The 14054-nt window shown below is 46.6% G+C and carries 11 protein-coding genes; 5 read left to right on the top strand and 6 right to left on the bottom strand.

The window, feature by feature from the left end:
- Window positions 1-278: 278 nt before the first annotated feature.
- Window positions 279-2927: an EAL domain-containing protein gene (locus tag QUA97_RS16155; protein WP_333195213.1), complete on the top strand. Its 2649-nt coding sequence runs from the start codon at window positions 279-281 to the stop codon at window positions 2925-2927.
- A gap of 422 nt (window positions 2928-3349) precedes the next feature.
- On the opposite strand, the gene QUA97_RS16150 is transcribed toward QUA97_RS16155, so the two are convergent.
- The 3 genes from QUA97_RS16150 to QUA97_RS16140 form a co-directional block, all read right to left on the bottom strand.
- Window positions 3350-5002, bottom strand: coding sequence for an alpha-amylase family glycosyl hydrolase (locus QUA97_RS16150; RefSeq protein WP_333195212.1), 1653 nt, complete (start codon window positions 5000-5002; stop codon window positions 3350-3352).
- A 599-nt stretch (window positions 5003-5601) separates the two neighbouring features.
- On the bottom strand, window positions 5602-6321 hold the full coding sequence (locus tag QUA97_RS16145; protein ID WP_194068206.1) for a response regulator: 720 nt from the start codon (window positions 6319-6321) through the stop codon (window positions 5602-5604).
- 157 nt (window positions 6322-6478) lie between these two features.
- Window positions 6479-6628 carry a hypothetical protein gene (locus QUA97_RS16140; RefSeq protein WP_194068205.1) on the bottom strand — a complete coding sequence of 50 codons (150 nt, stop codon included), beginning with the start codon at window positions 6626-6628 and terminating at the stop codon, window positions 6479-6481.
- A gap of 212 nt (window positions 6629-6840) precedes the next feature.
- Here QUA97_RS16140 and QUA97_RS16135 point away from each other — a divergent pair, with 212 nt between their 5' ends.
- Complete coding sequence (locus QUA97_RS16135; RefSeq protein WP_194068204.1) at window positions 6841-8736, top strand: sensor histidine kinase; 1896 nt, start codon at window positions 6841-6843, stop codon at window positions 8734-8736.
- A gap of 336 nt (window positions 8737-9072) precedes the next feature.
- On the opposite strand, the gene QUA97_RS16130 is transcribed toward QUA97_RS16135, so the two are convergent.
- Entirely contained in the window at window positions 9073-9600 is a 528-nt protein-coding gene (locus QUA97_RS16130; protein WP_194068203.1) for an orange carotenoid protein N-terminal domain-containing protein, read from the bottom strand.
- 327 nt (window positions 9601-9927) lie between these two features.
- Here QUA97_RS16130 and QUA97_RS16125 point away from each other — a divergent pair, with 327 nt between their 5' ends.
- Complete coding sequence (locus QUA97_RS16125; RefSeq protein ID WP_194068202.1) at window positions 9928-10293, top strand: hypothetical protein; 366 nt, start codon at window positions 9928-9930, stop codon at window positions 10291-10293.
- A 407-nt stretch (window positions 10294-10700) separates the two neighbouring features.
- On the opposite strand, the gene QUA97_RS16120 is transcribed toward QUA97_RS16125, so the two are convergent.
- Both QUA97_RS16120 and QUA97_RS16115 read right to left on the bottom strand, forming a co-directional pair.
- Window positions 10701-11846, bottom strand: a complete 1146-nt coding sequence (locus QUA97_RS16120) for a glycerate kinase (protein ID WP_194068201.1) — start codon at window positions 11844-11846, stop codon at window positions 10701-10703.
- A gap of 57 nt (window positions 11847-11903) precedes the next feature.
- Window positions 11904-12236 carry a DUF565 domain-containing protein gene (locus QUA97_RS16115; RefSeq protein WP_194068200.1) on the bottom strand — a complete coding sequence of 111 codons (333 nt, stop codon included), beginning with the start codon at window positions 12234-12236 and terminating at the stop codon, window positions 11904-11906.
- Between the two features lie 311 nt (window positions 12237-12547).
- On the opposite strand from QUA97_RS16115, the gene QUA97_RS16110 reads away from it, so the two are divergent.
- Both QUA97_RS16110 and QUA97_RS16105 read left to right on the top strand, forming a co-directional pair.
- Window positions 12548-13126 (top strand): hypothetical protein, encoded by a 579-nt coding sequence (locus QUA97_RS16110; RefSeq protein ID WP_194068199.1) that lies wholly within the window; start codon window positions 12548-12550, stop codon window positions 13124-13126.
- 405 nt (window positions 13127-13531) lie between these two features.
- Window positions 13532-14054, top strand: a 523-nt coding sequence (locus tag QUA97_RS16105; protein ID WP_333195211.1) for an ArnT family glycosyltransferase, incomplete at its 3' end; no start/stop codon positions are given.

Here is a 14054-nt window from a genome sequence, read left to right as displayed (position 1 = left end):
AACCCGGTTTCTCCATGCCCACCAATAGGTTTGCAGTGAGGACTTTAGTCCCTCCAATAGGTTGGCAGTGAGGACTTTAGTCCTCATAAAAGTCTTTTGAGAAACCTGGTTTCTCACCGAAATTTGTCGGGAAATCAAAACGAGCCCCAGAAACCGAGTTTCTCGCTCCCGCGTTGAATAAATCCCCCAGACGCAGCGAAAGTGTTGTATTCTGTAATACAGGGCGAGTTAACACAGCGGCTCGCAAAAATGCTGTCAACAGCCGGAGATCAAAAGGGATGGCCCGCGCAAAAGTTAGAGCAATGTCAAGATCGACTCTCGAACAAGAAATTTTACTCAATCGCATTACTAATCGCATTCGCAACTCTTTAGAACTGCAAGAGATTTTGACGACAACAGTGCGAGAAATTCGCAGTTTTTTAGGCAGCGATCGGGTAAAAGTTTATCGCTTTCAACCCGACGGTAGCGGTGAAGTGATTGCTGAGTCCATCAACGGCGACAATTTGCCATCTCTGCTTGGTTTGCACTTTCCGGCAAGCGATATTCCCAATAGTGCCCGCCAAATGTTTGTCAAAGCGCGGCAGCGAGTGATTGTAGATGTCCAATTGCAGCATCAAACAATTAATCGGTTAGATTGTCCCGAAACCGGCAAAACTTTAGCAGTTGAAGATATTCGCTATTCTCCTGTAGACTCCTGTCACGTTGAATATCTCACGGCTATGGGGGCGCTTTCTTCTCTGACGGTGCCGATTTTGCATCAAAATCAGCTTTGGGGGCTGTTAGTCTCTCACCACGGCAAACCGAAACGGTTTAGCGATCGAGAATTGAAAATGGTGCAGTTGCTAGTGGATCAGCTTTCCATTGCGATCGCCCAATCTTTTCTGCTGAGTCAAGCCCGACAGCAAGCGCGCGACGAAGCCGTTGTCAACCAAATTAGCAGTTTGCTGCACTCTCCTCTAGAACTCCACGAAATTCGGCAAGTAGTTCTCGAACAAACTGTCAAGCATTTGCACGGTTCGGGAGGGCGGCTGTACATTGCAGCCGAGTTTGGCGATCTGCCCGCTCAACTTTATACCTGCGGCCAGCAGCCTTCGGAGGGCGACTTGGAACTCAGCGAGTTTTGGCAGCAGATCATGGGGTTTTCCAATGAAAACGAAGCAGAAAAAACTGCCGTTAATACCAGCCAATTAGGTGTTTTTCCAAATTTACATTCCGAGCATTACAGTTCAATTGATACAAATATTTCCGGTTTAATCGTACCGCAATTGTACGCGATTTCCGATATTTCTCAAGAACCTCAACTCAAATCTTTATCTGCCAATTTGATCGAATCTGACCTGCGGTCATTTTTGGCAATACCGCTGCAATACGGCCAACAGTGCATCGGCTGTCTCACCGTTTTTCGCAGCCCGGTAGAAACCGAAATTTGGTGGGCTGGAAATTGCAATTCCGACGCCCGGAACGATCGTCCCCGACAGTCCTTTACAGCTTGGAAAGAAATCAAAACCGGGGAAACTCAACAGTGGAACACTGAGGAACTGAAGCTAGCAAAATCTTTGGGAACGCACCTGTACATGGCTGCAATGCAGAGGCGCGTCGAGGCGATGATCCGACATCAAGCTTCTCACGACCAACTAACTGGTTTAGCGAATAGATTGCTGTTTAATCAAAGGCTGTCTTTAGCTTTAGCTAACGCTCACCAAAACGCCGAAATGCTGGCGGTAATCTTTCTAGATTTGGACAGATTTAAAAATGTTAACGATACTCTCGGACACCCCGTGGGCGATTTGTTGCTGCAAGGTGTATCTCGGCGTTTGACTAACTGTTTGCGCGCGGGTGATTCCCTCGCTCGTTGGGGCGGGGATGAATTTACCGTGCTGCTGCACAATATCAACAGCCCAGAGGAAGCAATTAAGGTTTGCAAGGAAATTATCCACAGTTTGAGCAGTCCTTTTGATTTTGACGGGCTGGAGCTTTATACTAAGGCTAGCTTGGGAATTGCTTTGGCTCCTTACGACGGAGAAGATGCAGAAACTTTGCTAAAAAATGCTGATGCTGCGATGTACAGAGCCAAACAGAAGGGTCGGAATAATTATCAGTTTTACACGCGGGCGATTGGCAATCAAGTCTCCGAAGAACTTAACTTAGAAAATCAGCTTTACAAAGCTCTGAAAAACTCAGAATTTGTGCTGCACTATCAACCGCAAATAAACTTAAATACCTGCAAAATAGTCGGAGTGGAAGCTCTGATCCGCTGGCAGCATCCCGAACGCGGTTTGATTGCTCCCGATCGATTTATTCCCTTGGCTGAGGAAACAGGATTTATCTGCCAAATAGACGAATGGGTGATGCGGACTGCTTGCTTGCAAAATCGTGCGTGGCAGTTAATGGGATTGCCGCCCATGCGGATAGCTGTGAATTTATCAGGCCGCCAGTTTATGCAGCCTAACACGGTACAAACCATCGCTAAAATTTTGTCAGAAACCGAGTTAAATCCTGAGTATTTGGAAATAGAAATTACTGAGAGCATTGCGATGACCGATGTGAATTTTACGGTGTCGGTATTGCGGCAGTTACAGCAAATGGGAATTCACATTTCTCTGGACGATTTTGGCACCGGTTATTCTTCTTTGTGGTCTCTGAAAAACTTTCCGCTCAATAATTTAAAAATAGACAAATCCTTCGTGGCAGATTTGCTCAACGGCAGCAGCGGTGCTACGATTGTGAAAGTGGCGATCGCCCTGGGACAGGGCTTGAATTTACAGGTGATTGCAGAGGGTGTGGAAACTGCCGAACAGTTGGCATTTTTGCAGTCGTTGCAGTGCGAGATGGGTCAAGGTTACTTCTTTAGCAAACCATTACCGGTGGCCGCCGTAACCGAATTGTGCCGGGAAAATCAACTGAGTAAAATATGTAGTTTAAATTAACAACCCGGAAGCAAAACAAAAAAGGGCGCTGCCTAATTGCGGGATGATTTTGATTGTTTTGTGGGATGGGAGTCGGGCCCGAAGGCGTGTATTTTCAAAGCACGTACTACCAGAGGCAGGCATTCGCGGGGTGTACAGCAACGGTCACAGCGCGATCGGGCATTTTCGAGTGCCCAAATCATTGCTATTATTACCTCTTCCTGCTGCCTGCTGCCTGCTGCTGTACTTCATAAACCTGGAATATGCTGTATTTCTTGGGTTCAGGGCATCGGTCTACACTGCTTTCTCCTGTAAGTTGCTTTCCTCAAAGGAGGCAGAGCCTCCGGATCTGCGTTACCAGGCTCTGCCTGGTAACGAGCAAACAGTCAACAGTCAACAGTCAACAGTCAACAATTCCGGTATGAGTGCAAGCGGAATTGATATTACTGCCAAACAAAGACTTTTGCTTCGTATTCCGGCAAGTCAATCATAATATGGTCATCGCCGGATTCAACATCATAATTTCCCGTCCATTCATGCCAAGTTCCGTTGGCCGGGAAGTGGGGAACGCTGTAATCTGCCAGATAATTTTCCGACATATTCGCCACTACCACAACTCTCGAACCTTCATCGTTCCAACGAGTGTAAGCAAACACTTTCGCGTCGGGATCTTCGTGGAAAAAGTCGATGTTTTCTGTGTAAAGTGCTTGGTTATTTTTACGCAGGTGAATCAAGCCTTTGTAGTATTCCGACAAACCTTTATTCATGTCATTTCCTAGCAGCGTCCAGTCGATTTTAGATTGCTCGATTGTTTTGGGTTTGTATTCGCCAAATTCTTCGCCCATCCAAATCAGCGGCACGCCAACTGCCGTCATTAACAGCGCAACTCCCAACTTCGCCCGCTTGAATGCTGCTTCATCCAAAATTCCGCGATCGCCCAATTCTGAGAATAGGCGATCGTGGTCGTGATTGCTCAAATAATTGACTACATTTGTAGCGCCCAAGAAACCTTGGCGCTTGCAGTCGATTATCTCTTTGAGCCGCTCTAAATCAAAATTATCGCCGCACAGTTGTGGAATCAGCGAGTGATAGAAACTGTCGTGCCAGCAGCCGTCCATCGGCCCGTCTACATTGGTGATGCTAGGCTCTTCGGGAATGTATTCGGCAATAGTGTAAAACGGTTTTGGGCCGGCGACATTTTTGGCTTCTTGAACGATCCAGTGCATGAAATCGTAGTTGGCAATTTGTCGCGCTGCGTCGAAACGAATGCCGTCGAGATGGTATTCTTGAACCCAATAGCGGACTGCATCGCCGGCAAATTTGCGCGCTGGGTAAGTTCCTAACTTTTCGTCGTAAAATTCGTAGTTGAATTCCGGGCCCCAATTGTTGTCTGGATCGCGGGGGGCGTGGTGGTACCAATAATCGTGATCGATTTGGGTGAGGGGGCTGGATGATTCGGAGTGGTTGTAAATCCCGTCGATGATGACGCGAATGCCGCGGGCGTGACACTCGTCTATGAGGTTTTTGAGTTCTTCTGTGGTGCCGTAGCTGGACTCAGCTGCGAAGAAGTAGCGGGGGTTGTAGCCCCAACTGTAGTCGCCAGGGTATTCTTTGAGGGGCATTAGTTCGATCGCGTTGATGCCGAGATCTGCTAGGTAATCGAGTTTTTCGACTACGTGCTTGTACTTGCCGCGGGCGAGGGGATCTGCTTCGCCGCCGGAAAAGTCGGCAACGTGCATTTCGTAAATTACTAATTCTCGATCGGCAGGGAGGGGTTTGTCGTCGTGTTTCCAGACGTAGCTATCGACGATGCGATCGCCATTTTTGATCCTAACAACGGCGTTTTGACTCGGATCGTCAATGTCAGTCGCGTAGGGATCTACTAAATCTATCCACTGATCTGCTTCCAGAAACCAGCTTTTCGACTGCACGCGGAATTTGTATTGATAAACGCCATCCTCCAAATCTACTTTGGTGCTGAAATTACCTTCTTCATCCTTTTCCATCGGGATTTCTTCCCAATTAGAAAAACACCCCATCAAGGCAGCTCCTTTGTTGTAAGGAGCAAATAATTTGAATTCAATTGGAGCCGCCATAGTACCTCTTTTAGAATATTTCAGTAAGAGTTGATACTTTTAATTTCGCAAATGTAAGCGAACTCAGGCATCAGTCTGCGGATATAACTTTTTTAACTGCTCAACTATTCCTCAAAGCAGGGTATTTTGCCCTGGCTTCTGCATTTTGTGAAGTGAAATCGCGCCAGTATTCGTAAGTGCGATCGCCATTTGTTTTATTTGCGATCGTTCAATCTTAACTATTAGTAATGGTATGATTGTTTGACATCTATCTTAAGGTGTATTTACTGATAAATAATAACTTAAAATATCTGCACTGGGATAGATGCGGAGGTAAATAAGCTGTTGCTCATATAGATTGTGTATGGCGATTGAGGGTCCGATGGGGATCAGGGGAGAGGGGGAGAGAATTTGACGATTTTTGATTGTCATCAAAATATACAATGTTTATTTGCACAACAGCATATAGCTTTTTAATACTTAAAAATATCGCGGTGGCGATGGTGAGATTGCCGCCTATATTTCTGGCAGTAAGGTGCGCGTTGCACACCCTACTGGATCGGAGTAAGGCGCGCAACGCGCACCCTATGTTAACTACTTTTTAGCCTTTTGATAACGCTTCATCCAACCAAGCCAGAACGGAGGGCGAGAACGGCCGCCTGAGTGCGATCGTCAGCGCACAACTTGTTTAAAATATTGCGGACGTGAGTCTTGACCGTACCGACAGTAATGTACAGCTTTTCGGCGATCGCAGCATTGCTGTAACCCTGCACGATCAGTTCCAAAACTTCCAATTCCCGCTCGGTTAAAGGGTAAGTTTCAATGATGTGACTGAACTCGGGTTCGGCCGCCTTAATTGTGACTCTTTTGCCCTCAACCTTCGGTTCTTCCGGGGCCGACTCCTTCGTGCGAGCTTGTTTCAGAACAATGCGGGCGATCGCCGGATCGATCCAAGAGTTACCTTCGTGAGTTACTTTTACCACGTCTAACAACTGATCGAAGCTGATATCTTTCATGCAGTAAGAGTCAGCTCCGGCGGCAAAAGCTGCCAGCACTTCTTCTTCATTGTCCTGAAAAGTCAGAATCAAAATTTTGGTATCGGGATCGGACTCCGCTACCGATTTCTTGAACTTTTGTGTAAGTTCAATACCGTCAAAATCTGGCAAACCAATGTCTACAATTGCCACATCAGGCTTTGAAGATTGAAGCAGTTTCAATCCGTCTGTAGCGTTAGCTGCATCGCCGACAACTTCTATCGTGTCACGCTGTTGTAAAGCTGTGCGGATGCCGACTCTTGTCAGGTCGTGGTCTTCTATCAATGCAACGCGAATTTTACTCATGTTTCTTCCAATAGTCCCCTAAACTTTTAAAATATCGTCCACTGACTCAGCCAAACTGAGTAAATTTGAGAATGTGTGCTGATTTAGAGTTTGACAAGCCGCACATCTTGTTTAAGCATACTCATGCAGTCGCCAAGAATGCAAGTTAATTTTTAAGTTATTTTGCTGCGATCGCCAGCTTGCGCCCGATCGCGGGACGGTTCAACAGTTGACCGGGGACTGTCACCTCGTACTCGATCGCGAAGAGATTGTCAGCGAGGGAAATTAATTTTTCCTTTCTCCCTCCAAAGGGACGCTTTAAACCCATTTTTTTGCTGGTAAGCTCTCAATGTTTTTAACAGTTTAACTGAATTATGCCATTGTCCGCCCCTTGATAGAGGTAAAGATAACACTACTCAGATACATTTAAACTATAAAAACTTTTGATGCATTCGGGCAATCAAAATAAATAAAGCTAGTAGCGCGAGTCTTGAGTCGATGTTAGGGTTCAAGTTGAGTGCTTATTTATAAAAACCAGTTATGACTCACTATCACAGCAATAACTCTTTTCGCTCCGAGTTTTCCGACACGGAAGTATTACACAAAGTATCAGAAATAACTTCCCCCCAACGGCAAGTTTGGGACTGCAAAACTCAGGACGATCGCCTGCGATCGGCAATTCCTCACATAGTTTGGAAAGTAAATGCGAAGGGCTGGGCGACTTATTTAGGTCATGGCTGGGAGGAGTATACGGGGGTACCAGCAGCAGCAGCCTTGGGTTTCGGCTATTTAGCGCGCGTTCACCCAGAAGACCGTCCTCGTCTGTTGGCCCGATCCTCTTCGTTGGCGCAGCCCCCGCAGGGGCGGGCTTCGCTAACGCACACTCCTCAAACCCCTCCGCCAAGTTACGAAATAAAATTTCGTTTGTTGGCGCGCTGCGGCACTTACCGCTGGAACCTAGCCAGAGGAGCGCCCGCGAACCCACAAAGTCACGATATTTTAGAGTGGGTGGGAACCTACACAGATATGGACGCGATCGAACAAACTCAAGCCGGGACAGAAGCAGAACCAGAATTTTTGGGGCCCCAAGCGTGCTCGCAAGCTAACTTCCGAGCCGAAAATTTGTGCGAAAACAAGACGCTAACGCAGGCTGGGCAAGATTTGCAGGCGATCGATCGGTTTACAAATTTGTTAAGCCAGCGCGCGGGTAACTTGTCGGAATTGTTACAAGCAATCGCAGACGCGACTTTAGAGGCGATCGCCGGAGCTGAATTTTGCCTGGTAGCGCTCCCCGACTGCGATTGCAGCGGCCTCAAGCTCACCGCTGTCGGAGGCTCCCAAAGCTTTGAGAAAGGCAAAACCCCGCAGGTGCAAAACAACCTGCTGTTGAAAGCGTTTGCGACGGGAGAGTCGCAACTGTGCTACTCTGACTGCGACTCGGGATTCCCGGCGGCGACAATCGCTGCGGCGATCGAGTCGGGAGAAAGTGGGCGTTTGGGCGTGTTGGCCATCGGCACCGGCAAAGAGTGCGCGGCAATTGAGGGATCTGTGCAACTGCTGGCGGTAATGGGAAAACAAGCTGCGATCGCGATTAACAACGCGCGGGCGATCGAAAAATTAAAAAAGCAAGAACAGCTTTTAGAGTTGCAAAACGAGCTGTTAATTCGCCAGCAGGAAGAACTGGAAAATCAGGGCCGGCGCATTCAACAGCAAAAATTGCAACTGCTAGAAGCAGCGAAGTTAAAATCCCAATTTTTGGGCACCATGTCCCACGAATTGCTAACTCCCATGAATGCGATTATCGGCTTTTCTCAATTGCTGCTGCGCCAGCACAAACAACTGCTGACAGAGGCGCAAACAAAGATGGTATCGCGGATTTTAAATAATGGCAAAAACCTGCTAACCCTGATTAACGATATCCTCGAACTCTCCAAAATTGAGAGTTGCCGCACAGAATTAGAAATAGAAGAATTTAATTTAGCGCACTTAGTAATGGATGCCGCCCGGGAATTTGGAACTCAAGCCACTGCAAAGAATGTAGCAATGTCTGTCAGCGTCTGCTTGCAGGAGCGGTTGATAGTTAATGACAAGTGGCGGCTGCGGCAAGTTTTGGTTAATCTGATTTCCAACGCGATTAAATTCACGCATCAGGGCTGCATTTCGATTGAGGTGCGGGAATTAAATGGCGATCGGCTAAGTATCACAGTTCGGGATACAGGAATCGGCATCTGTGAAACCGATCTGCCCAAAATTTTTGACAAATTCCGCCAAGCCGACCAAACCGCAGCCCGCGCTTATCCAGGTACCGGTTTAGGATTAGCGATTTGTACTTCTTTAGTTCAGATGATGGACGGCACAATTGCCGCAGAAAGTCAACTAGAACAAGGTTCGACATTTACCATCGAAATTCCGCGCAAAATTAATGCTCAACTCTAAAAAAATGCAGGAAACAAAAGGAAGAAGGAAGTCGGGTCAGATCCTTTTTGATAGCATCAAAATTATATAGTGCTGTCCCCGAAGAGCGAAATCGATGTCGCTCTTCGGGGACAGCACTCTCAAGGATGCAAATCTACAATTCTGATGCTACCGAATTTGATATTGGCGATCGTATTATGTGCGATCGATTACCAAAACAAAAACATTCCTAGATTGCGGACTCGCATTCCGCAATCTAGGAGCGTACTCGCATTCCGCACTGCAAACTAACCTATCTGTGCGGTTAATCGCTCGGACAGGATTCTGCGTTTAGCTCGAAGCGGTTTTAACAACCGACTAAAGACTAGAAGTTTTCCCAACTTCAGCCTGAGTAGCAATTGGTTTAACATCGGTGTGGCCCATATTATTAGCTACATCGCGCAGCACCGAAATTTGCTGTTCAAAATCAAGACCTTCAATTTCACCCAACAGGCCATTGACAGCCTCAGTTGCCTCATATCCTTCGGGGATATCGACAATTTTAGCACCCATACCAATAGCCCAAGCATACCAAACCACCAACTGATTATTAGCAGTTAAAGCTCCGTAATCGCGAGAATAAGGGGTGTCATCGCGGTTGACAATAGCTCGCATTATATTCAGTTGTTCATCATCAGAAAGGTTGTAAAAATCACCTAACAGCACGGGAGCTAATTCTGGCTCTGCGGCTTGGGGAGCTGCTGGTGTAATTGAATCTCCCATTTCTTCATAAATAAAGTAGAGCAGCGCCAGTTTTTCATCTGTACCCAACCCGTTGATTTTCTGAACTATCTTTTGAGTGTCGTTGGAGAGAGAGTGAGAATTGGTTTCGGCGGGTGAGTTCATAAATAAGTTCCTTAAAAATGCTTCCAGAATATATAAATATCAAGATTTGTAAGTACAAGTCACCATCCTCTAGAGGTAATGTGATTTAAGATTTGAGATTTTTGATTTGAGATTTTTGATTAGCAAATGACTGATTTTATAAGGGTTTGGGGTACGGGCTGGCGGTTAGATGAGTTTTTTATACGGGCGTAATGTTTAGCCACCAGTAGTCAAAAGTCATCCTTAAGATAGAAGCCACCGATACATCTGCAGATAGATGAAAAGGCTGCGAAATTAAATTATTATTTAAATATTGAATTCTTAAATAAAACTAGCAAGGAGTCCGATATGTCTGAAGTCAGTAAAGAAGCAAATAACTCTCAAACATTTGACGCTCAGCAAATAACTGAAAATGTGGAAGCTGGAGAACAAAAGTTGCAGAATGTTGATGTATCGGCAGACTACGAAGCTTCCAAAGAATTCAGCGTTAGTGAAGTCGATCGCACAAGTGCAGGTGCCAAAGCTGCCGCGGCTGCAACTAAGCCTAAATTTGATGTTCCCGCTCCTAAAGATATCCCAACATCGGCAAATTCAAGCAGCAAGCCCGATGATTTTCGGGCGATGGCTAAGGAAATTAAGCCGGCAGGTGCAGCGGGAAATGTTACCGACGATTTGGTAGAGAAGGCGATCGATCTCGGTACTCCTGGCAGTTAATTGAGAAATGCTCAATCCTCGACACATAATATCAATTCCGGTTGCACTCAGACATGATGTTAACTGTTAGCTGTTAGCTGTTAGCTGTTAACTGTTAGCTGTTAGCTGTTAGCTGTTAACTGTTAGCTGTTAACTGTTAGCTGTTAACTGTTAACTGTTAGCTGTTAATTTACTCTTCCGATGAAGAGAGGATTTCATCTAATACCAATTTCATAAAGTAGCGCTAGATATTAGCTCCCCCATACTTTGGGGGGGCTAAGACTTCATCAGCACATCTTTAGAAAAATGTTATATAGCGGTTCTCACAAAATTGAGGTATGCCCTATGCCCGGTTTGGCCTATGCCCCATGCCGGATAGTACCTCATTTTTCGCTTGAAAGGCTATACCTATGAAGTTTTAAGTGTCGCTAATTGATTGATTTTAAGTCGATCGCCCGACAAATCTTGCTCGCAGTGCGATCGTCCAAAATTTCAATTACTAAGTCTACCCGATCGCCCTCCAGCATCGACTGCATAAATAACTCAGGATGCAGCGCTTTCCAGAAATATTCAACAAACCGATTAATTTCGGCTTCCGACATTCCCGACTTACCCTGCGCCATCATTTCCCGTTCCGCCTGATTGCGCCACACTTGAGAAAGGCGGTAATCTCGGGGATACAAAAGCATCAACCGATCTAATCGGTTCCACAGCGGCAAATAGTCGTGGAGCTTCGCATTCATATCGCGCGCAAACTGACAGTCAGCCTCTGTAGAAATCGGAAACGGCGCAGTTGCTAAAAACTCGTTCAATGTGGCATCAGCGACTGGATTTACGCCGACAAACCAACCTTCAAACAGTACAATATCCGCACCGCAAATAATTTCGGGTTGAGTTCTGTCTCCCGCACCACCCCAGGCAGATTTGTCAAACCGGGGAATTTCTATATTTTTAATTATATCTGTTTTCGGGAAATCGGATTTTAGATTATCAACTGCTGCTAATTCGCTAGTTTGTGAACCGCGCAACTTGTCTAAAACTGCGATTCCCAAGTCAATATCGTGAGTTCCGGGGGGGCCGCGCCAAATTAAACGGGGGTCTGCTTTTTGGAGTTGTTGGCGATCGGCATAAGTCTTGTAAAGGTCATCTAAAGAAATGCTGACCGTAGAATATCCCATTTTTCCCAGAATCACCTTCAAAACTTGACATAAAGTCGTTTTCCCGGTTCCTTGACTGCCTAAAATGCCTTGAATTAGAGGACGGTTGAAACTTTGTTTTTCAGTAGATAATTGGATTGCTAGCGGCAGCCAAAGATTCCACAAAGTTTCGAGAAAAATAGTTGACTTGAGCGGGAAAGTATGCAATTCGTCAAGCAGAGCAAAGAATAAATCGCTTTTGTGACGGACAACATCGGCTGCTGAGTCGGGAGTAATGTTAAAAGCGCGCAATCGCGCCTCATCCGCAAGTTCCCAAACTGCCAGCAATTCTAACTCGCGGGCGCCGATTTTTTTGAGTGGGCGATCGCCAGTTATCCATGCTTCTAAAATTTCTACAGGATTTAAGTTTCGATCCATCTGCTTAAAAATATGGGGCGGACACTCGAAAGCAAGGCCTCTAAAACTCAATACTTGTTAAGAACCAAGCTTGAAAGCTTCCACAAATAAATTATAAGTAACACCAATTTTCAGAGCTTGGAGCATTTCCAGCCATAAATAACGAGTTCCTTGCCGCTGCCAACGATAAAGCAGCAGGCTCACCAATTCCGTCCACAATACCAACAGCGCCGCGGCGATAATATCCCAATCAGAGGATTGTCCGGCGATCGTCGAAAGAGCAGTTCCCAAAAAAGTGCCGAACAGCAAGCTAATGAGCAAAAGCGAAATCCGCCGCCAAGGATTGCTCGCCCAGCGTGCGAATTGCTCGCCCAGAATGTCAAGCAATCTGTTAATTCGGGTATTCTGCATAGTCGTTAAAAATTATACTGATGAGTTAAAAAATGCGGGTCGAGAGCGACTCCAAATGTTTACCGGGTGTGTCGGCCCCCATCTAAAATTTAAAATTTAACATTTAAGATGGTATTGAGCGATCGCCACGACTGCATTAGCTTTGGCGATCGAAGGTCAAGCCCTCCTCTTTGCTAGCAAAGACGCTCGCTTGCGATCGGTCAACTAATTAAGTGTATCTGTATCTTGTGGCAAAGCAGCCCCAGGCTCTATATTCCAAGTAGTTATGACTAATTGCACCTGTGCGAACTATATGTTTAAGAATAAAACTTATGAAGCTTAAAATTTACCAGATTTTTATTGGATTGTCGATCGTCCTAATGATAGGAATGTTTCTGGGACGCTTTGAAATCACGATCTCCAACGGTGCAAATCAGCCCAGCGATCTACCGAACGCAGCCACCGCACTCCCCCCAATACCCCCCGTTTCTCCAGTTACCACAGCCTCGGCAGATACCGCAAACGAGCCAAAACCCGACTCAATAGCAGCGCCCCGCGAGTCAGAGGAGGAATTGCTTGCCTCAATCCCTGCAAATATTAAAGCCGCCGGCATTCTGCGCGTCAGCAACCGCAGCGAACACCCAGTGCGAGTAGCCCTGCTGTCGAAAGGCAAAGCCGAGAAATCCTACGGGAAACCGGCACACTGGGATTTTGCGCCGGGGGAAGGAGGCGACAAGGGACTAATGCTATCGCTGCCGGATGGCAAGTTACAAGTCAAACGGGGAGACATTGTGGTGGTTTTTGCTCAAGATGGTTCCCGCCGCTACTGGGGGCCTTACGTTGCCGGGGAGACAGCCTCGCCCGCTTGGAACAGCACAGCGGAGGAATGGCAATTAATTTTGCAGCCTTGAAGGCTAGTCAGTAGTCATTAGTCAGTAGTCAGTAGTCAGTAGTCAGTAGTCAGTAGTGCGGTCGCCTCCGAGCTTTCGGTACAACGTCAGTAGTCATTAGTCATTAGTCATTAGTCATCAGTCATTAGTCATTAGTCATTAGTGCTGTCGCCTCCGAGCTTTCCGTACAACGTCATCAGGCAGAAGGCAGAAGGAAGAAGGAAGTCGGAGGAAGACATACACAGCCAGCTTTGTCGCGAGCTATATTTTATATTTCATTAGGTGGATTTACTTAGCTGCGGCCCGATATTTTGGTTGAGAAAGCCGGTTTTTTCGGTATTGCTGAGCGTGGTGCAAGATTTGATTTGAACCGGATTCGATCGAGTTTCGAGTTTCGAGAAAGCAAATCTTTCGGTAGACTCTCTAATGCGAGTTAAAATTTTAAATCTAAAATCGCAGGAAGTTTGGGTGAAGGAAGTTATTAAAAATTTGTCAGAATATCGCAAGCACCGCCCGTTAGCACCTTTGTTACTGTCGCTGTTGTGGCTGGGGGCGATCGGCTTCGTAGCTTTTTTGTGGAATCTTGGCAACATTGGCTTAGTTGACGAAACCGAACCGCTGTTTGCCGAAGCCGCCCGTCAAATGACGGTGACAGGGGATTGGATCACTCCTTATTTCAACGGCGAAACCAGGTTTGACAAGCCGCCGCTGATTTACTGGCTGATGGCGGTGGCTTACCGCACTTTGGGAGTTAACGAGTGGGCTGTACGTCTGCCGTCGGCTTTGTGCGCGATCGCCCTTACTTGTCTCGGATTCTATACTCTATCGAAGACAGAAGGAAGTTCGGCAACGGATTCTGTAGCGGATGTAGCGGATGTAACGGAGAAGTCCAAGGGAATATTTTCCCCTCCCACTCCCCCCCTCTCCCCCTCTCCCACTCTCCCCCTCT

It is taken from the genome of Microcoleus sp. CZ3-B2, from assembly GCF_036705055.1.
Taxonomy (GTDB): Bacteria; Cyanobacteriota; Cyanobacteriia; order Cyanobacteriales; family Microcoleaceae; genus Microcoleus.
The sequence above is the reverse complement of the archived record's forward strand: the minus strand, read 5'-3'. Positions and strand labels throughout refer to the sequence as shown.

Bases quoted from the DNA above. Each gene is read 5' to 3' on its own strand.
- QUA97_RS16155 (WP_333195213.1), top strand. From the start codon at position 279: ATGGCCCGCGCAAAAGTTAGAGCAATGTCAAGATCGACTCTCGAACAA.
- QUA97_RS16150 (WP_333195212.1), bottom strand. From the start codon at position 5,002: ATGGCGGCTCCAATTGAATTCAAATTATTTGCTCCTTACAACAAAGGA.
- QUA97_RS16145 (WP_194068206.1), bottom strand. From the start codon at position 6,321: ATGAGTAAAATTCGCGTTGCATTGATAGAAGACCACGACCTGACAAGA.
- QUA97_RS16140 (WP_194068205.1), bottom strand. From the start codon at position 6,628: ATGGGTTTAAAGCGTCCCTTTGGAGGGAGAAAGGAAAAATTAATTTCC.
- QUA97_RS16135 (WP_194068204.1), top strand. From the start codon at position 6,841: ATGACTCACTATCACAGCAATAACTCTTTTCGCTCCGAGTTTTCCGAC.
- QUA97_RS16130 (WP_194068203.1), bottom strand. From the start codon at position 9,600: ATGAACTCACCCGCCGAAACCAATTCTCACTCTCTCTCCAACGACACT.
- QUA97_RS16125 (WP_194068202.1), top strand. From the start codon at position 9,928: ATGTCTGAAGTCAGTAAAGAAGCAAATAACTCTCAAACATTTGACGCT.
- QUA97_RS16120 (WP_194068201.1), bottom strand. From the start codon at position 11,846: ATGGATCGAAACTTAAATCCTGTAGAAATTTTAGAAGCATGGATAACT.
- QUA97_RS16115 (WP_194068200.1), bottom strand. From the start codon at position 12,236: ATGCAGAATACCCGAATTAACAGATTGCTTGACATTCTGGGCGAGCAA.
- QUA97_RS16110 (WP_194068199.1), top strand. From the start codon at position 12,548: ATGAAGCTTAAAATTTACCAGATTTTTATTGGATTGTCGATCGTCCTA.